Consider the following 19336-nt stretch of genomic DNA (forward strand, 5'->3'; position numbering starts at 1 on the left):
AGCGAAGATGATCGAGGTAAAAAACCTGAATCTGGCGTTCGGCGAAGGCGAGAAACGCAGCCAGGTCCTGTATGACGTCAACATTAACGTCCAGCCGGGGGAGATTTACGGCCTGGTGGGGGAGTCCGGTTCGGGCAAAACCACAGTGCTGAAGTGCCTGGCCGGGTTGTTCACCCACTGGGACGGGGCGCTGGCGATTAACGGCCAGCCGCTGGGGCGACGCATCAGTCCCCAGCGCTGTCGGCTGGTGCAGATGGTGTTTCAGGACCCCTATGGTTCGCTGCACCCCCGCCACACCATCGGCGATATTCTGGAAGAGCCGCTGCAAATTCACGGCATCAACGATCGGGAGCGGCGCATCCACGCTCTGCTGGATAAAGTGGGCCTCAACCGCGCCTTCCGTGACCGTTATCCGCATCAGCTCTCCGGCGGTCAGCGCCAGCGTGTGGCGATTGCCCGGGCGCTGATTCTGGAGCCACAGGTGCTGCTGCTTGACGAGCCGACCTCGGCGCTGGATGTGTCGGTGCAGGCGGAGATCTTAAACCTGCTGGCAGAACTGCAACGCGAGTCGAACCTCACCTACCTGATGGTGACGCACGATCTCGGGGTGATCGCCCATCTCTGCCAGAAGGTGGCGGTGATGCAGTACGGGAAAATCCTCGAAACCCTGACGGTAGATGATCTGGTGGCGGGGCAGGCGCAAACGGATTACACCCGGATGCTGGTGAACGCCAGCCAGCAGTACTCCCGCGAGATGGCCCGGGAGGTGGCGGTCTACTAATGCCGGATGGTGCTGCGCTTACCTGGCCTACAAAAAACGTAGGCCCGGGCAGGCGCAGCGCTGCCGGGCAGACCCTCAGCGCAGAAGCGGACAATCCGGCGGCAACCGACACTGGAGCGTGCCGGGCAAGAGCGTGATGCGGAAATGGTCGCCGCTAAGTGGTTCGCCATCCAGGTTAAAGGTCATGCCGTGCGGGGCGACGATCTCAAACCAGGCTGACTGACCGTCAATGACGTTCGGACTTTCTTCCGGGTTGGTCAGCGTCGTCAACAGCGACGGGAGCAGTTCGTTGGCAGAAAAAATGCGCAGCTGTAGCTGTCCATCGTTAATCAATGCATCCGGGCAGAGCTGCTGCCCGCCTCCCGCCTGACGGCCGTTACCGATACCGATCACCAGCGCATCCCCTTGCCAGCGAAAATTCTCGCCGCGAATTTCACAGCTGTCGGGCTTGAGTAAATCCATCCGCGCCAGTCCGTGAAGCAGATATGAGACGCCGCCCAGCGCGGCTTTCATTTTTTCCGGGGTTTCACTGGTAATACGCGTGCCAAACCCGCCGGTGGCCATATTGATAAAGCAGGTTTCATCATTCACCCGGGCAATATCTACCGCCGTGGCTTTACCCGCAATCGCCAGCTGCAATGCTTTATCGAGGCTGTCGGGGATCCCGGCGCTGGTGGCAAAATCGTTGGCGGTGCCGAGCGGCAAAATGCCCAGCGCGGGACGCTGCGCCTCTGGCAGGGCAATTAGCGCCGTCGCCACTTCATTGATTGTGCCATCGCCACCGCCTGCAATGACAGTTTCCACCGCGAGATCGCAGGCTTCCTGTATATAACGTGCTGCATCACCTTTCTCCCATGTCACGCGGACATGGATCACCACGCCTTCTTCCCGAAGAAGCGTTACGGCTTCGCGCAACAGTTCGTTGCCTGAGCCCTTGCCGTTCAGAATTAATAAACTTGCCGGATAGGTCGCCATCCACATTGCTCCTGTGCTGATCTTTCAAAAGTGTATCGCAGCGCGGAGAAAAGCGGGTAAGAAGAGGACGAAAGGATAAAAATTAAATGAGTGGCGAGCCAAAACGTGCGCCACTCGGACCACCTCGTTTATGACGCTATAGCACCATAAGGGCACAAAGCGAACACACAATCCTGGCGATGTTCGCAGCGGGTGAGCAAGGTGCCGTTATTGCCCGGGCACGTCGAGTTCGCCAGAAATGATGACCAAAAGGGCGGGGTATAAGGAAACGCTCGCAGGATGTGTAACTGTCTGAGCCTGCCATCCACAGCGATTCCGAAAGGGCTGGTCACCAGAACCGAGCCGGGGCTGATAAAGTAATCGCCTTTATACCAGATTATCAGCCTGAGATTTTTAACTGTAAGAACATGAATGAAAATTGTTCCGGTACGCGGGCACACCATCCTCTCTTCAACCACCCAGTACATGTATTTCTCCTTATCCTTAAGTGAAATTCCATTCATACAGAGAATAACATCGTACAGGTGCTTGAAAAGCCTGACTTTACGAAATTCATAAATTCCGGTATTTCTCATTGAAAATAAAGATAAATTTACGTTAGGGAAACTTATGGATGGGGCAGAAAAGCAGGGGCGAAGGCGGAAGAAGGGCGTTTTACAGACAAAAAAATTAGCCTGCGTAAGGGAGATTACTCAGGCTAAGGAGGTGGTTCCTGGTACAGCTAGCATTTATGGGTTATGTTTTTCAGCGTTATCAATAATAACCGTAAAAAACGCAGCGGTATGTGATCGGATTCTAAGAATCATCCCATACCAAAAATAACACAATTGACTAGCCAGCATGCGGGTTACGGGTGTTTTCCCCGGTGAAATTACGCATCAGCAGGGCATAATCCAGCGAAATATCTTCCGGCACAGGCAGCCAGACGGTATGACCATCACCCGGTGCGACTGATACGGCTTCACCTTTACCATTCTGCATATGTTCGAGAGTGAAATTCACGTTGCCCTGTGGGGTCATCAACTCCAGGCTGTTACCCACAAGGAATTTGTTTTTCACCGCAACCGCTGCCAGTGGACCTTTGCGCTCGCCGGTGAACTCCCCGACAAACTGCTGGCGCTCGGAAAGCGAGTGGCCATATTCATAGTTCTGGTAATCGTCATGGGTATGACGACGCAGGAAGCCTTCGGTGTAGCCGCGGTGTGCCAGCCCTTCCAGTGTTTCCAGCAGGGTCGGGTCGAACGGTTTACCCGCCGCTGCGTCGTCGATCGCCTTGCGGTAGACCTGGGCGGTACGCGCGCAGTAGTAATAGGATTTGGTGCGGCCTTCGATCTTCAGCGAGTGCACGCCCATCTGGGTCAGGCGCTCAACGTGGGCGATGGCACGCAGATCTTTGGAGTTCATGATGTAGGTGCCGTGCTCATCTTCGAACGCGGTCATGTATTCGCCCGGACGCTGGGCCTCTTCAATCATAAACACGCTGTCGGTTGGCGCACCCAGACCTAATGTTGGCTCAATGGTCTGCACCGGGATCGGCTCGTGCTTATGCACGATATTGCCCACCTCATCCTGTTTACCTTCCTGGACTTTATATTCCCAGCGGCAGGCGTTGGTGCAGGTCCCCTGGTTCGGGTCACGTTTGTTGATGTAGCCAGAGAGCAGGCAGCGGCCAGAATAAGCCATGCACAGTGCCCCGTGGACGAAAATCTCAAGCTCCATTTCCGGCACTTGGCTGCGGATCTCTTCGATCTCTTCCAGCGACAGCTCGCGGGACAGAATCACGCGGGTCAGCCCCATCTGCTGCCAGAATTTCACTGTTGCCCAGTTAACGGCATTGGCCTGCACCGAGAGGTGAATGTCCATCTCCGGGAAGTTTTCCCGTACCAGCATGATTAAACCCGGGTCCGACATAATCAAGGCATCAGGCCCCATCTCCACCACCGGTTTCAGGTCGCGGATAAAGGTTTTCAGCTTGGCGTTATGCGGGGCGATATTCACCACCACGTAGAATTTTTTCCCCTGCGCGTGGGCTTCGTTGATGCCGAGCTGCAGATTCTCGTGGTTGAATTCGTTATTACGCACGCGCAGTGAGTAACGCGGCTGGCCCGCATAGACGGCATCGGCGCCATAGGCGAAAGCGTAACGCATATTTTTCAGCGTTCCCGCCGGGGAGAGGAGTTCCGGTTTAAACATGTTTGTTCTCGTTCTGATGACAGGTCAGATGCGCACACCAGGTGGGCGCCGGGAGGAGATCCCATACATTAAGGGCGGGCATTGTAACGCTGCGGGGCAGGGAGGTAAACCGTTATCCCGACAGCCGTTAAGGTTCTGGCTTCAGAATTTTCTCATCATTCTGGCGAATGATTCTTAGGCACATCGCCTCCTTTCTCATATATCGCTCAGGCCAGGATACCTATGATATCGCCAGGAAAAGCCGTTCTGGCCCCCAGGGATGATAACCGCGCAGGCTGCGCACAAAAATTATGATCACAGCTAATTACCCACAGGAGGTGGCCTTCTTTGGGTTGAATTTTGAGGACAATGTTTTATGTATGCTTCACGTAGGGTAGCGAATCGTTACGATCCCTTTTCCCGTCTGCTGCACTGGGTGATGGCGGCAGTGATTATTTATGCCATGTGCATGGGGTATATACTTCACGCGCTGGAAGGGACGCGCTGGTTCCATTTTTTCTCGGTGCTAAACATGTCGCTCGGGACAATGGCGACCCCCATTATGCTGGTGCGCTTTATCTGGCGCTTCTTTCGCCCGTCAGTGCCCTACCCGGATAGCGTGGCTGGACGTAAAAAACAGCTGGTGGTCTTTCTGCATGAAATCTTTTACCTGACCATCATGCTGGTGCTGGTAAGCGGGTTTTTAATGCTGCATAAGGATTATCAGTTCTTTGGTTTAATGCACGTTTCCCGGCCCGTTAACGTTGACGTGATTAACGATTTCTTCTTCAAAATTCATCGGGTGAGCTGCATTACACTTGGCGTGATTTTGTTCATGCACGTGGCGGCAGTGATTCGATATACCCTTCAAGGCCAGGGGGAAATTTTGCGGCGTATGTTGTAGAGCGATGTAGAGCAGCAGTGCTACGGGTTTGGATAAAAAAACGCCGACGGCAGGACAGTACAGTCGGCGTTTAATTCAGCGGGGCGCTCAGAGGTCGTCCTGGGTGTGATCGACAATAATTTCCAGCGTTTTACGGATGATATCGGCTTTGACGACGTCGTGAGTGGACTCAATCTGCTTAATCAGTCGTAAAATAATCGCTTTATTGGTCACCGGTTCCTTCGCAGCATGAATAGCGCCCATCACAGATTCAAGCAGCGCCCACTCTTCGGCTAACAAACCGCCCGCGCTGCGGAAATAGTTGGATAACGCAGCATTAGGCAGTTCTTCGTACAAGTCTGGATTCTGGAGCATAGCCTGGCTCATAGTGTCACACCGGTTAAGTTAATAAATTAATAATACAGTCAGTGTTTTTTGCTGTTGGCGTGCTGGCTATTGCCAAACAGAGGATAAACATTGCTGTTGTTTCGACCATCCGTGTCCCAATCCTGCTGTTCATTCATTGGCTTGCGTTGGGCACCACCTTTACCATCGTTGGAAATTTCCAGGATGATTTGGGAAAGCACGTTCCGACGCTGGCCGTCTCGCTCTGCCGATAACATCTGTTGCAGCCTCTGTAGCAAGAGTTTCATGCTGATGGGGCCGTTATCCTTAAGCAAAGAAAGAGTGGCTTCGCCAATAAGTTCATCAGTTAATCGTTCATGGTCACTTCTGTTCATAACTACGTCTCTGTTGCCACACTTACCTGTTAGAGGAATTGCGGCCTTAAGTCAGTCTGTCGTGACAGTATAAAAAAACTGTCCTGGAGAAAAAACCGACTTGAAAACAATTCAATTAGCGGCTGTGGGCTTACATATCTTAACGTTCAAAAAGCAGGCCAATCAGCGTTTGGTAACGGCTCTCCTCTTCCTGATCGGTTGCCTGTTCCATCCGGTAAAGCAGTCGGGTGCAGATGGCTTTCCGGTTGAGGATTTTTCCTTCCCTCAGTAGCTCCACAACGATTTGTCCCAGCGTCTCCTGCTGAGAAGGCTGGTTAGCTTTATTAAAGTACTGGGTAATGGCATTGGCTGTATTCGGTGCAAACCCGTTCTCGCGCATATGTCACTCCTGAAATCCGCAGAGCTAAAATGGTTAATATCTTGTTAACTGGTGAATACTGTACATACTAATTGTACAAGTTAACAAATATATTTTGATCATTACGTGCTAAACTATATATATCAAAGATTTAATTATAAAAAATTCGGTGAAAAAGGAAGAAAATATTGTACATTCCTGGCGTTTTTAACCGTTATTGTCGGAATACAGAAAGGGCGAGAAAACCCCCGTGTGGGTTAACAAGACGTAACGCCAACCATCTGATACTGTGAACATTCATTCACCTCCGCTATTGGAAACTTATGCTCACTACCATCATTTACCGTAGTCACTTTCGTGATCACGTACCGGTTACTGTGCTGGAAGACATGGTTGTTGCAGCAAACAAAAAAAACAGCGAAGCCGGGGTCAGCGGCATTCTTCTGTTTAACGGAAAGCTCTTTTTCCAGTTGCTTGAAGGACCCGAGGAAAACGTAAGAGCGATTTACCGCGCTATCTGCGAAGACCCGCGTCATCACAACGTGGTGGAACTGCTATGTGACTATTCCCCCGCGCGGCGTTTCGGGAAGTGCGGTATGGAACTCTTTGATTTACGACGATACGATCGCGAAGAGGTGCTGCAAAACGTGCTGGATAAAGGCACGACCAAGTACCAGTTGACCTACAACGACAGGTCGTTGCAGTTCTTCAGAACCTTCGTCGAAGAGAGTGAAAAAGAGAACTATTTTGAGCTGCCTTCGGGGGATCACTGGGACTTTATTGCTGATACCGGCGCCCCCAGCGTTCGTGCGCTGTCGCGGCGCTACAGCGAGGTGTGCAACTTTGCTTTTCAGCCGATTATCGATCCGCTGGCACGGGAAATCGTCTCACTGGAGGCCCTTATCCGTACCCCGGATGGCGGGGTATCCCGGCACTGGTTTGAGGGGTTAGTGGGAGATGAACTCTACGAAGCCGATCTCAAAAGCAAGAGCGTCGCCTTTGCGATGGCCAGCGCGCTGGGGCTGGGAGAGCAGAGCCTCTCTGTTAACCTGCTTCCGATGACGCTGGTCAACGTGCCTGATGCGGTGAGCTATCTGATTCAGGAGATAGAGGCCAACGGGCTGGTGCCCGAGCAGATCGTGGTGGAATTTACGGAGAACGAAGTCATCTCCCGTCTCGATGAATTCACCGGTGCGGTGCGTGAGTTAAAGGCTGCGGGGATCGGCGTGACCATCGACCACTTTGGTGGCGGTTTTGCCGGTCTGTTGCTGTTGGCACAGTTCCAGCCAGACCGGATTAAGATTAACCGTGACCTGATCCGCGACGTACACAAGAGCGGTCCACGTCAGGCCATCGTGCTGGCAATCATCAAATGTTGTACAGCTTTGGAAATTCTGATCTCTGCGGTCGGTGTCGAGCAACCGGAAGAGTGGATGTGGCTCGAATCGGCAGGTATTTCTCACTTCCAGGGACACCTGTTTGCCCACCCTGAACTGGCCGGTATCCCGCCTGTGGCGTGGCCTGAGCTAAAAGAAATTTTCTGAAACTGATCCACACCGGGCAGTGATACAATTCTGTTGTACAATATAACAAGTTGTACACCCCGGTGAGATTCGTTACTTTGGTTAACGAATCTATTGGTCAGACAGGGAGAATCGATGGCCTTTTACAGTATTGGCGATGTAGCAGAACGCTGCGGCATAAATCCCGTTACGCTACGTGCATGGCAGCGTCGGTACGGGTTGCTAAAACCGCAGCGTAGTGAAGGCGGACATCGACAATTTGACGACGACGACATCCTGCGTATCGAGGAGATCAAACGCTGGATTGAGCGTGGCGTGCCGGTCGGTAAGGTCAAAGCCCTGCTAGATCAGGACAAAGTCCCTGAGCCAGGAGACTGGCGTACCTTGCAGGAAGAGATGATGGGCATGTTGCGTCAGGTCAGCCCGGGTAAGTCCCGCGCGCAGATTGTCGCATTCTGCCAGCACCACGCTGTCGAGGTCCTGATTGACCATGTTTTTATTCCCGTCCGGGAAAACCTCAGTCTCGATCAAAATACCGCAAGTATCATGTGCAGCCTGCTGGACGGCATTCTGATCGAGCAGGCAGTCACCAGCCTGAGCGAGTCACGCAGCAAAGCGGGCCGGGATGCATTATTGATTGGCTGGAGCGTGGAGGACCGTACCCGTCTGTGGCTGGAGGCGTGGCGTCTTTCGCAGCGTGGCTGGCGCATTAACGTGTTTGCTGAACCGCTGGAGTTACCCCATCCCGAGTTCTTCCCCGGCCAGCACATCCTTGTCTGGGCAGGCCCGGTGTTATCGCCGCAACAGCGTCTGCAGCTTGAGCACTGGCAAAAGCAGGGTTACAGCATTACCGCCCACGGGCTGGCCGAGGCGGCCTGAGCATATCACCCGCCGTAGCGGGTCATTTTATTTCCTGTCACGCGCCGATCCGGCACGCATCCGCTTCCCAGCGATATCCCACACCGTAAACTGCGCGAATAAACGACTGCTCTGCATCAAGGGATTCCAGCTTGCGCCGCAAGTTTTTGATGTGGCTGTCGATAGTACGATCGGTCACCACCCGGTAGTCATCATACAGATGGTTCAGCAGTTGCTCGCGAGAGAAAACCTTGCCCGGCTCGTGCGACAGGGTTTTCAGCAGGCGAAACTCGGCGGGGGTCAGATCCAACAGCTTGTTGCGCCAGCTTGCCTGAAAACGGCCTTCATCGATGATTAACGGACTTTCGGCATCCAGCGCCTGTAGATCACGCTGCGGTTTGCAGCGGCGCAGAATGGTTTTTACCCGGGCCACCACTTCGCGCGGGCTGTAGGGTTTGCAGATGTAATCATCGGCGCCGATCTCCAGTCCCAACAGTCGGTCAATCTCTTCGATTTTGGCGGTCACCATGACAATCGGCACTTCGGAGAAGCGGCGGATTTCGCGACACAGGGTCAGACCATCGGTGCCGGGCAGCATGAGATCGAGCAGGATCAGGTCCGGCGGGGTCTGGCGCACATACGGCAGAACCTGGTCGCCGTGGCTGATAAGCGACGGGGCATAACTTGCCGCCCGCAGATAGTCGATTAATAACTGCCCAAGCTTAGGCTCATCCTCCACGATCAGGATGCGGGGGGTATTTTCGTCAATGGGTAACTCAGTCATACTTCTCTCGATAAATCGCGTTCCAGCGGTAGCTCTACTGTAATGCTAACCCCGCCAAAAGGCGAATGGGCGGCGCGGAGGGTGCCCCCGTGAGCTTCGACGATGTTAACGCAGATCGCCAGCCCCAGCCCCGATCCGCCGCTGGCGCGGTTGCGGGAGCCTTCGGTGCGATAAAAACGCTCAAACAGTCGGTGAAGCTGATCGTCAGAGACGCCGGGTGCGGTGTCGGCAAAGGTCAGTGCAAAGCGGTGATCTTCGCATTTACCGGAAATACGCAGCGCGCCCCCCGCGTCGGTATAGCGCAGGCTGTTTTCCAGCAGGTTGTTGAAAAGCTGCATCAGCCGGTCGCGATCGCCAAACACCACCGCGTTGTCCGGCAGCGACAGCTCAATGCGAAGGTCACGACTGGCAAAGCGTTCGCGGAAAACGCCGCTGGCCATTTCCAGAATGTTAATCACATCGACAGGCGCTTTCTGATAGGCCAGCGCCCCTTCGTCGGACATCGACAGCTGATGGAGATCCTCCACCAGCTTGGTCAGCGTCCCCACTTCCGCCTGCAGGGAGGTGACGGACTCCGGGGTGAACTTGCGTACCCCGTCCTGGATCGCCTCCAGCTCGCCGCGCAGCACCGCCAGCGGGGTGCGCAGTTCGTGGGAGATATCGGCCATAAAATCCCGCCGCATCTGCTGGTTCTTCTCAAGCGTGCTGGCGAGCTGGTTAAAGTCCTGCGCCAGCTTGCCCAGTTCGTCCTGGCTGCGGGTATCCACGCGCGTGGTAAAATCGCCTGCCGCCAGTTGATGCGTCCCTTCCACCAGCCGTTTGACCGGGGCCAGCAGGCCACGCGCCAGCGGGAAGGTCGCCAGCGCCGCCAGCAGGGTGGAGAGGGCGACAATCAGCCAACTGGTCTGGCGCTGTTGGCGGTCGAAGTTGATGTCGGTATTGCGCGTCAGCCGCTCGACCGGGGAGGCGATCACCCAGCCGACGGCAGCGCCGTTGACGGTAATGGCCCGCTTCGTGCCGTCCGGCGGCACCGGAGCACGCGGCCCCACCAGCACCCGCATATCCTGGTCGATCACCCAGAACTGGGTGCGCCAGCCGTGGGGCGGCATGCCGGGGCCGGGACGATCGTCGTCAGTGTCGTGCTCCAGCGAGCGCAGGATCTGGAAAATAAACCGGTCATTATTGCGTAAAAAACGCCAGTTGCCGTGCAGGGCGTATTGCTCGGCCAGCGCATCGCTTAAGCCCTGTAACCGCTGTTCGTTACCGTGTTTGATGTAGTCGATAAAGCCACGCTCAAAGCTCACCCGCACTGCCCAGTGCATGGTGATCAGCAGTACGATACAGGTGGCAAAGATGGCCAGAAACAGCTTACCGGTAATGCCGGGCCGCCAGAACTTCATGGTTCACTCCTTTTGCGCCGCCTGATGACGACATTCTTACTGGTATCATCCGGGACCCGGGCGAAAATAATGGCCGGCAGGGCGATAATCACCGCCATGCTCAGGTAGGTGTAGAGGAAGACCTGATGGACCACCGGGCTGTCAGCCGTCAGGTGATGCTGGCCGTACATGCCCAACAGCAACCCGGCGATGGTCACGCCGACGCTCATTGACAGTTGCATAATCATCGACAGCAGGCTGTTGCCGCTGCTCGCCTGCTCATCGGGCAGATCTTTCAGCGTCAGGGTATTCATGGAGGAGAAGCGGATGGAATTGATCATCCCCTGGCAGAACAGTACCAGCGGCAGAACGTAGTACCAGCCCAGCAGCGCCACGGCCATAAACAGCAGGCTCACCAGCGCCAGCCCCAGCGTGGAGGCCACCAGCACCCGACGATAGCCAAAATAGTTCACCACCTGGACCACAATGCGCTTCATCCCCATGCTGCCGAGCACCATCGGGATCATCATCAGACCGGCGTGGAACGGCGAAAAGCCGAGGCCAATCTGCAAAAAGACCGGGGTCATAAACGGCAGCATCCCGCTGCCGATGCGCCCGGCAAAGCTGCCGAGCAGCCCCAGACGGTAGGTGGTATTTTGAAACAGCGTCAGGCTGAACAGGGCGCGGTCGTTGCCTCTGGCGTGCCACAGATACCACAGAATAGAAACCACCCCGATGGCGACCAGCCCGACCAGCGATAACGTGGAGATCCCCAGCCCTTTTTGCCCGTCCAGCGCCAGGGTCAGGGTCGCCATTCCCGCCGCCAGCAGGAAAAAGCCCACCAGATCGAAGCGCCGGGTCTGCATTTTGTAGTTCGGCATCAGCCAGAGGGTGGCAATCGCCCCGATAATGCCCACCGGCAGGTTAATCAGGAAGATCCAGTGCCAGGAGGCGTACTCCACCAGCATTCCGCCGAGCGCCGGGCCAAGTAGCGGCCCGACCTGGCCGGGCAGGGTGACGAAGGTCATCGCCGCCATGTACTGCGCGCGCGGGACAATCTTCATCACCGTCAGCCTGCCGACCGGCACCATCATTGCCCCGCCGACGCCCTGCAACACCCGGGATAGCACCAGTTCGTTCAGCGTCTCTGCCCGGGCACAGAAGAGCGACCCGGCGGTAAACAGCACGATGGCGGTACAAAAGATATTACGCACCCCCACTTTATCCGCCAGCCAGCCGCTGGCGGGCAGCATGACAGCCACCGTCAGCACATAGGCGACGATCACCATATGCATATGCAGCGGACTCTCCCCCAGGCTTTGCGCCATCGAGGGGAGGGCAGTATTAACAATGGTCGTATCCAGGGCCTGCATAAAAAAGCCGAAGGCGACGATCCATAACTGCCAGCGAACGTTAGCGGGGAGATCAGTCATCAGCCGGTTACCGTCTCTTTCTGTTTACGTGAAAAACGCACCCGTAAGCGGTCAAAGAACAGATAGACCACCGGAGTGGTGTAGAGCGTCAGCAGCTGGCTCATCACCAGCCCACCGACAATGGTAATGCCCAGAGGCTGACGCAGCTCTGCGCCATCACCGCTGGAGATCACCAGCGGCAGCGCGCCAAACAGCGCCGCCAGGGTGGTCATCATGATCGGCCGAAAACGCAGCAGGCAGGCCTGGAAGATCGCCTCCTGCGGGGTCATATTGCCGTTGCGCTGTGCCTCCAGCGCAAAGTCGACCATCATAATGGCGTTCTTCTTCACGATCCCGATTAACAGCATAATGCCAATCAACGCAATCAGGCTGAACGGCGCGCCAAACAGCTCCAGCGCCAGCAACGCCCCTACGCCCGCCGAGGGCAGGGTGGAGAGAATGGTCAGCGGATGGACGTAGCTCTCGTACAGAACCCCGAGCACGATATAGACCGTGGCAATCGCCGCCAGAATCAATATCACCTGCGAGTTCATCGTCTCCTGGAAGACCTGAGCCGTACCGGCAAAGCTGCCGCGCACCGTTGACGGCACGCCAAGCTGGGTCATGGCACGGTTGATGGCCTCGCTGGCTTCAGAGAGGGATTTGCCAGTCGGCAGGTTAAACGATACGGTCGATGCCGCCGACAGCCCCTGATGATTCACCGACAGCGGCGCGTTAGCGGGTTGCCAGTGGGCAAAGTACGACAGCGGGATCGCCTTGCCGTCGTTATTAATCACGAACATTTTATCCAGCGCACTGATGTCCTGGGTATAGCGCGGATCGACCTCCATGACCACTTTGTACTGGTTCATCGGCTGATAGATGGTCGAGATCTGGCGCTGGCCGAAGGCGTTATTCAGCAGACTGTTGGCGGCGCTCACATCAATGCCCAGCCGTGACATGGTTTCGCGATCGTAGGTCAGCGCCATCTCCGCGCCGTTATCCTGTTGGTCGGAGTTAACGTCTGCCAGCTCCGGCAGTGCCGCCAGCGCTTTACGGATTTTAGGCTCCCACTCTCTGAGTGCGGCAAGATCGTCCGACAGCAGGGTGTACTGGTAGCTGGCGTTCGACTGACGGCCACCGACGCGGATATCCTGCACCGCCACCAGGAACATGTTCGCCCCCGGCTCTTTGGCTAACTTCACCCTGAGGCGGTCGATCACCTGCTGGGCGGTTTCGTTACGCTGGTCGCGCGACTTGAGAGTGATAAACATCATTCCGCTGTTGACCCGCGAGCCGCCGGTAAAGCCGGTGACGTTATCCACGGCCTTGTCTTCGCGGATGATCTTCATGAAATCCTGCAACTTACCGCGCATGGCCTGGAAGGAGATGCTCTGATCGGCCTGTATCCCCCCCATCAATACCCCGGTGTCCTGCTCCGGGAAAAAGGTTTTGGGGATGGTGATGTACATCCAGACGTTAAGTGCGATGGTGCCAATTAACACCAGCCCGACGATCCGGGTGTGGTTCAGCACCCATTTCAGCGATTTACCGTAGCTCGTCTGTAACGCCATCAGCATCCGGCCAAAGCCTTTTTTGCGCGGCTGCGACTGGGGCGGGCTGCGCTTGAGCATCCAGCCGCACATCATCGGGGTAAGGGTTAACGACACCAGCAGAGAAATACCGATCGCCACCGACAGCGTGACCGCAAACTCCCGCAACAGACGCCCTGGCAGCCCGTCCATCAGCAGCAGCGGCAGGAACACCGCCACCAGCGACAGGCTCATGGAGAGCACCGTAAAGCCTACCTCCCGGCTGCCCTGCAATGCCGCCTGGAGAGGTTTCATTCCCGCTTCGAGGTGGCGGGAGATGTTCTCCAGCACCACGATGGCGTCATCTACTACAAAGCCGGTGGCGATAGTCAGCGCCATCAGCGACAGGTTGTTGAGGCTAAAACCGCACAGGTACATGGCGGCGAAGGTCCCAATCAACGATACCGGCACGGCGACGGCCGGGATTAGCGTTGCGCGGCCCGAGCGCAGGAACAGGAACACCACCAGGATCACCAGCGCCACCGAGATGATCAGCGACTGTTCCACCTCTTCCAGCGAGGCGCGAATGGTCGGGGAGCGATCCTGGGCAATCTGCAGATCGATGGCCGCCGGAATGGTCTCCTGCAACTCCGGCAGGCGGGCGCGGATGCTGTTGACCGTCTCGATAATGTTGGCTTCCGGCAGCTTGCGGATCATCAGCAAAATCGCGGGTTTGGCATTGGTCATCCCGGCGTTGCGCACGTCCTGCACCGAGTCCGTGACGCTCGCCACATCGCTTAAGCGCACGGCTGCGCCGTTGTTGTAATGGATGATCAGCGGCTGATATTCCGCCGCGGTTTTCAGCTCATCGTTGGTCTGGATCTGCCAGCGGTGGCTGTCATCCTCCACCGAACCCTGCGGTTTACGCACGTTGGCATTGCTGATGGCGCTGCGCACGTCATCCAGCGAGACGCCCTGGTTAAACAGCGCCTGCGGGTTCAACCCCACGCGCACCGCGGGCAGGGAGCTACCGCCGACATCCACATCCCCCACGCCGTCGATCTGGGCGATGGTCTGCGCCAGCTGGGTGGAGGCGAAGTCGTACAGCTGCCCCTGGGAGTAGGTGTCCGAGGTGAGCGTCAGGATCATAATGGGCGCATCGGACGGGTTGGCTTTGCGGTAGGTTGGCCGACTCGGCATCCCGCTCGGGAGGAGGCTTTGCGCAGCGTTGATCGCCGCCTGCACGTCGCGCGCCGCGCCGTTGATGTCGCGATTAAAGTTAAACTCCAGAATGATGCGCGTGCTGCCGAGGGAGCTGCTCGACGTCATCTCGTTCACCCCGGCAATGCGCCCGAGCGAACGCTCCAGCGGCGTGGCTACCGACGAGGCCATGGTTTCCGGCGAGGCACCCGGCAGCGACGCGCTGACCATGATCACCGGGAAATCCACCTGCGGCAGCGGAGCCACCGGCAGCAGCCGGAAGCCCAGCACGCCGCACAGGGTGATGGCGAGGGAGATTAAAATCGTCGCCACCGGGCGGTAAATGAAGAGGGCGAAAAACTTCACTTACGCCTCCTCTTCTTCACGTTTCGGGAAGCGGCTTTTGCTCCACAGCGCCAGGCGGTCAAACAGCAGGTAGATCACCGGGGTGGTAAAGAGGGTCAACACCTGGCTCACCAGCAGACCGCCGACCATGGCAATGCCTAACGGACGGCGCAGCTCGGCCCCGACCCCGGTACTGAGCATCAGCGGCAGGGCACCGAGCAGCGCGGCGAGGGTGGTCATCAGGATCGGGCGGAAACGCAGCAGGCAGGCCTGGTAGATGGCCTCCCGGGGCGGCATACCCTGCTCGCGCTCGGCGGCGAGGGCAAAGTCGATCATCATGATGGCGTTCTTCTTGACGATACCGATCAGCAGGATGATGCCGATAATCGCAATCACGTCCAGCTCGCTGCCCGCCAGCATCAATGCCAGCAGGGCACCCACGCCTGCGGTCGGCAGGGTAGAGAGAATGGTGATCGGGTGGATAAAGCTCTCGTACAGCACCCCCAGCACGATGTACATCGCCACCACCGCGGCAACAATCAGCCAGACAGTGCTACCCAGTGCCGCCTGGAAGGCGAGCGTACTGCCCTGGAATTTGGTCTGGATGTCCGTCGGGAAGCTAAGGTTTTTCTCTGCATCGGTAATCGCCTGCACCGCTTCGCCCAGCGAGTAATCATCCGGGACGTTGAACGAAATGGTGGTGGACGGGAACTGATCCAGATGGTTTACCGCCAGCGGCGTATAGCGCTCCTCAACTTTGGCAATGGCGCTCAGGGGCACAATGCCGCCGCCGCTGCTGGTCAGGCGCACGGAATCAAGGGCCGCCAGGCCTGGCGTCTGCCGCGTATCGTGCTCCAGCACCACCCGGTACTGGTTGGCCTGGGTGTAGATGGTGGAGATCAGGCGCTGGCCGAAGGCGTTGTACAGCGCGTTGTCCACATCCGCCATGGAGATCCCCAGACGGCTGGCGCTGTCGCGATCGACGTTGATGTACGCCGCCAGCCCTTTGTCCTGCCAGTCGCTGCTGACATCCGCAAGCTGCGGCAGCTGCTTAAGTTCATCCACCAGCTGCGGTACCCAGGTACTGAGGGCATCCAGGCTGGTGGCCTGCAAGGTGAACTGATACTGGGTGCGGCTCACCGTGGTGTCGATGGTCAGATCCTGCGTAGGCTGCAGATACAACGTCACACCCGGGACTTTGGCCACCGCATGCTGGAGTCGTTCGATGACCTTGTTAACCCGATCGTCGCGATCGTCCAGCGGCTTGAGGTTGATCTGCAGGCGGGCGCTATTCAGCGACGGGTTGGTGCCATCCACGCCGACAAACGACGTCAGGCTCTCCACCGCCGGATCCTTCATGATAACGTCCGATACCGCCTGCTGGCGCTGCGCCATGCTGGCAAAGGACACCGACTGCGGCGCCTGCAGGGTACCCTGGATAATGCCGTTATCCTGGATTGGGAAGAAGCCTTTTGGGATCATTACCCACAGCAGCACGCTCAGGGCCAGGGTGCCCAGCGCCACACCGAGGGTGGCCCAGGGGTGGTTCAGCACTTTTGTCAGCATACGGCCATAGGCGGCAATAATCCGCTCGAACATGCGTTCCGAGGCGCGGGAAAAACGGTTCTGCTTGCGCAGGGATTCATGACTCAGCATGCGCGCGCACATCATTGGCGTGAGGGTCAAGGACACCACCGCCGAGATCAAAATGGCCACCGCCAGGGTGACGGCAAACTCACGGAACAGTCGCCCGACGATATCCCCCATAAACAGCAGCGGGATCAGCACCGCAATCAGCGAGAAGGTGAGGGAGATAATGGTGAAGCCGATCTCGCCCGCGCCTTTCAACGCCGCCGCCAGCGGCTTTTCCCCTTTTTCGATATAGCGGGAGATGTTTTCGATCACCACGATGGCGTCATCCACCACAAAGCCGGTGGCGATGGTCAGGGCCATCAGCGTCAGGTTGTTGATCGAGAAGTCGAGGAATACCATCACCGCGAAGGTGCCCACCAGCGAGAGCGGCACCGCCACGGCGGGAATAATGGTCGCCGGAACGTTGCGCAGGAACAGGTAGATGATCATTACCACCAGCGCAATCGCCAGCATCAGCTCAAACTGGGTATCGCTAACCGAGGCGCGGATGTTGGTGGTGCGATCCGACAGCACCTTGACGCTGACCGATTTCGGCAGGCTGTCGATAAGCGTTGGCAGCATGGCGCGAATGCTGTCGGCGGTATCAATGATATTCGCCCCCGGCTGGCGCTGCACGTTCATCACGATCGCCTGCTGCTTGTTGGCCCACGCCCCGAGCCAGCTGTTTTCTGCCCCTTGCTCGACGGTAGCGACATCCCCTAAGCGGATCGCCGCCCCGTTCTGGTACGCGACAATCAGCTGACGATATTCGTCGGCAGACTGCATCTGATCGTTAGCGGACAGCGTCACCGCCCGGGTAGGGCCATCGAGCGAGCCCTTTGCCGAATTAACGTTGGCGTTACTGATGGCGGTACGGATGGTTTCGCTGGTCAGCCCGAGGGAGGCGATCGCCTGGGCATTAAGTTTGACGCGCACCGCCGGACGCTGGCCGCCGGAAAGCGTGACCAGCCCGACGCCGGAAACCTGAGAAATCTTCTGCGCCACGCGGGTTTCCACCATGTCTTCGACCTGGGTCATCGGCATGGCGGAGGAGGTGACGGCAAGGGTCATGATCGGCGGATCCGCCGGGTTCACTTTGCTGTAGACCGGCGGGTTAGGCAGGTCGGAGGGCAGCAGGTTGGTGGCGGCATTGATCGCAGCCTGCACTTCCTGCTCGGCAACATCCAGCGACAGGCTGAGCTGGAACTGCAACGTCACCACCGACGCGCCGCCGGCGCTTTGGGAGGACATCTGCTTCAGGCCCGACATCTGGCCAAACTGGCGCTCCAGCGGAGCGGTAATGGCCGAGGTCATCACATCCGGGCTGGCGCCAGGGTAGAGCGTGACGACCTGAATGGTGGGGTAATCCACTTCCGGCAGGGCGGATACGGGCAGGAAGCGGTAGCCGATGATCCCCGCCAGCAGGATCGCCACCATCAGCAGCGTCGTGGCGACAGGGCGCAGGATAAACAGACGTGACGGCCCGCCTGTAGAACTCGGGGGCATCACCTGCATCAGGAGGTCGCTCCCTGTGGTTTATGTTCACGTTTTGCCGGCTGGGCAGCGGTGTCGCTGTGGGCTTCCACCACTTCCACTTTTGCTCCTTCGGTCAGACGGTCGATGCCGTCGGTTACCACGCGATCGCCTGCCGACAGTCCGGCGGCGATCACCACGCTCTGGCTGTCCTGAATGCCCGCTTTAACCAGGTGCTTGCTGACTTTGTTGTCGCTGTTCAGCACCCAGACGAAGTTGCCTTCGTTGCCCATCTGCAGCGCAGCCGTCGGGATCACCACGGCGTTCTCTTCGGTGGCGACCAGCATCCGGGCGTTGACAAACTGGTTCGGGAACAGGGCATCGTCCTGATTGTTGAAGCGCGCTTTCAGCTTGATGGTGCCGGTGGTGGTGTCGATCTGGTTGTCGAGGCTCAGCAGGGTGCCGTCGCTCAGCTTCTGCTTGTTGGCCCGATCCCAGGCCTCCACGGTTAAGGCCTTACCGGCTTTCTGCGCCTGGATCACGGTGGCGATATCGCTCTCCGGCAGGGTGAATACCAGGTCGATAGGGTGGGTCTGAGTAAGCACCACGATCCCGGTGGTATCCCCACTGGAGATCTGATTGCCGATATCCACCTGCTTTAACCCCACGCGCCCGTCGATAGGGGCGGTGATGCGGCTCCAGTCGAGCTGCAGCTGGGCGCTGGCAACGGCGGCCTGATCCGCTTTAATGGTGCCCAGGCTTTCACTCACCAGTGCCTGTTGGGCATCCAGCTCCTGACGGGAGACGAGATTGGTTTTCACCAGTTGCTGATAGCGGGCCAGATCGCGGCGGGCATTGGCGAGGGTGGCGGTGTCTTTCGCCAGCTGTCCCTGCGCCTGGGCCAGCGCTACCTTGAACTGGCTGGGGTCGATTTCAGCCAGCAGATCGCCAGCTTTCACCTGCTGTCCTTCCTGGAAGTGCAGGGCGATCAGCTGCCCGTCGACGCGGCTGCGCACGGTAACGGTGTTGGCTGCGGTAATGGTGCCCAGCCCGGAGAGGTAGCGCGGCACGGATTTACTTTCTGCGGTCGCGGCCTGCACCGGGGCCAGCGCCCCGCCGCGCATTCCGTGGCGTCCACCGCCTGTTGGGCGCTGCGCCTGGCTGGACGCACCGGCAGGGGCCGAAGACTGTTGATGCCAGTACCACGCGGCGGCAAGGGCCACCACAATGATGCCAGCGGCGATTACCCAGCGGGATTTATTGCGGCCTTTCATCGTTATACGTACTCA

General features: G+C 57.6%; 16 protein-coding genes. 4 read left to right on the top strand and 12 right to left on the bottom strand.

Going from position 1 to position 19336, the window contains the following annotated elements:
• Nucleotides 1-7: 7 nt before the first annotated feature.
• Nucleotides 8-781, top strand: coding sequence for an ABC transporter ATP-binding protein (locus tag C3F35_RS19680; protein WP_103792153.1), 774 nt, complete (start codon nucleotides 8-10; stop codon nucleotides 779-781).
• A 75-nt stretch (nucleotides 782-856) separates the two neighbouring features.
• Here C3F35_RS19680 and yegS read toward each other — a convergent pair whose 3' ends face one another.
• From yegS to trhP, 3 genes are all read right to left on the bottom strand, one after another.
• Nucleotides 857-1756 carry a lipid kinase YegS gene (gene yegS, locus C3F35_RS19685; protein ID WP_032612488.1) on the bottom strand — a complete coding sequence of 300 codons (900 nt, stop codon included), beginning with the start codon at nucleotides 1754-1756 and terminating at the stop codon, nucleotides 857-859.
• 128 nt (nucleotides 1757-1884) lie between these two features.
• Complete coding sequence (locus C3F35_RS19690) at nucleotides 1885-2223, bottom strand: anti-adapter protein iraM (protein WP_103792152.1); 339 nt, start codon at nucleotides 2221-2223, stop codon at nucleotides 1885-1887.
• 364 nt (nucleotides 2224-2587) lie between these two features.
• The gene (trhP, locus tag C3F35_RS19695) at nucleotides 2588-3949 is read right to left on the bottom strand and encodes a prephenate-dependent tRNA uridine(34) hydroxylase TrhP (RefSeq protein WP_032612485.1); all 1362 of its coding nucleotides are present in this window, start codon (nucleotides 3947-3949) and stop codon (nucleotides 2588-2590) included.
• Between the two features lie 355 nt (nucleotides 3950-4304).
• Between trhP and C3F35_RS19700 the strand changes: the two genes are divergently transcribed.
• On the top strand, nucleotides 4305-4832 hold the full coding sequence (locus C3F35_RS19700; RefSeq protein ID WP_103792151.1) for a cytochrome b: 528 nt from the start codon (nucleotides 4305-4307) through the stop codon (nucleotides 4830-4832).
• Between the two features lie 87 nt (nucleotides 4833-4919).
• Here the strand turns inward: C3F35_RS19700 and C3F35_RS19705 are convergent, their stop codons facing one another.
• The 3 genes from C3F35_RS19705 to ycgZ form a co-directional block, all read right to left on the bottom strand.
• Nucleotides 4920-5186: a biofilm development regulator YmgB/AriR family protein gene (locus tag C3F35_RS19705; protein WP_032612594.1), complete on the bottom strand. Its 267-nt coding sequence runs from the start codon at nucleotides 5184-5186 to the stop codon at nucleotides 4920-4922.
• A gap of 50 nt (nucleotides 5187-5236) precedes the next feature.
• Nucleotides 5237-5551 (bottom strand): hypothetical protein, encoded by a 315-nt coding sequence (locus C3F35_RS19710; RefSeq protein WP_032612478.1) that lies wholly within the window; start codon nucleotides 5549-5551, stop codon nucleotides 5237-5239.
• A gap of 139 nt (nucleotides 5552-5690) precedes the next feature.
• Entirely contained in the window at nucleotides 5691-5930 is a 240-nt protein-coding gene (ycgZ, locus tag C3F35_RS19715; RefSeq protein WP_032612477.1) for a regulatory protein YcgZ, read from the bottom strand.
• A gap of 302 nt (nucleotides 5931-6232) precedes the next feature.
• Here ycgZ and C3F35_RS19720 point away from each other — a divergent pair, with 302 nt between their 5' ends.
• Together C3F35_RS19720 and C3F35_RS19725 are read left to right on the top strand one after the other, a co-directional pair.
• Nucleotides 6233-7453 carry a diguanylate phosphodiesterase gene (locus C3F35_RS19720; protein ID WP_103792150.1) on the top strand — a complete coding sequence of 407 codons (1221 nt, stop codon included), beginning with the start codon at nucleotides 6233-6235 and terminating at the stop codon, nucleotides 7451-7453.
• Between the two features lie 114 nt (nucleotides 7454-7567).
• On the top strand, nucleotides 7568-8311 hold the full coding sequence (locus tag C3F35_RS19725) for a MerR family transcriptional regulator (RefSeq protein ID WP_032612475.1): 744 nt from the start codon (nucleotides 7568-7570) through the stop codon (nucleotides 8309-8311).
• A 37-nt stretch (nucleotides 8312-8348) separates the two neighbouring features.
• Here C3F35_RS19725 and baeR read toward each other — a convergent pair whose 3' ends face one another.
• The 6 genes from baeR to C3F35_RS19755 are packed head-to-tail and all read right to left on the bottom strand — an operon-like array spanning nucleotide 8349 to nucleotide 19321.
• On the bottom strand, nucleotides 8349-9074 hold the full coding sequence (gene baeR / locus C3F35_RS19730) for a two-component system response regulator BaeR (protein WP_032612474.1): 726 nt from the start codon (nucleotides 9072-9074) through the stop codon (nucleotides 8349-8351).
• Nucleotides 9071-10474 carry a two-component system sensor histidine kinase BaeS gene (baeS, locus tag C3F35_RS19735; protein ID WP_032612472.1) on the bottom strand — a complete coding sequence of 468 codons (1404 nt, stop codon included), beginning with the start codon at nucleotides 10472-10474 and terminating at the stop codon, nucleotides 9071-9073. Before baeS ends, baeR begins: the two co-directional genes overlap by 4 nt.
• Nucleotides 10471-11886: an MFS transporter gene (locus C3F35_RS19740; RefSeq protein WP_103792149.1), complete on the bottom strand. Its 1416-nt coding sequence runs from the start codon at nucleotides 11884-11886 to the stop codon at nucleotides 10471-10473. Before C3F35_RS19740 ends, baeS begins: the two co-directional genes overlap by 4 nt.
• Entirely contained in the window at nucleotides 11886-14963 is a 3078-nt protein-coding gene (gene mdtC / locus C3F35_RS19745; protein WP_032612467.1) for a multidrug efflux RND transporter permease subunit MdtC, read from the bottom strand. Before mdtC ends, C3F35_RS19740 begins: the two co-directional genes overlap by 1 nt.
• On the bottom strand, nucleotides 14964-18089 hold the full coding sequence (locus tag C3F35_RS19750) for an MdtB/MuxB family multidrug efflux RND transporter permease subunit (protein WP_103792148.1): 3126 nt from the start codon (nucleotides 18087-18089) through the stop codon (nucleotides 14964-14966).
• Nucleotides 18089-19321 (bottom strand): MdtA/MuxA family multidrug efflux RND transporter periplasmic adaptor subunit, encoded by a 1233-nt coding sequence (locus C3F35_RS19755; RefSeq protein WP_103792147.1) that lies wholly within the window; start codon nucleotides 19319-19321, stop codon nucleotides 18089-18091. Before C3F35_RS19755 ends, C3F35_RS19750 begins: the two co-directional genes overlap by 1 nt.
• Between the last annotated feature and the right edge of the window lie 15 nt (nucleotides 19322-19336).

This window comes from Leclercia sp. LSNIH3, assembly GCF_002935105.1.
GTDB classification, from domain to species: Bacteria; Pseudomonadota; Gammaproteobacteria; order Enterobacterales; family Enterobacteriaceae; genus Enterobacter; species Enterobacter adecarboxylatus.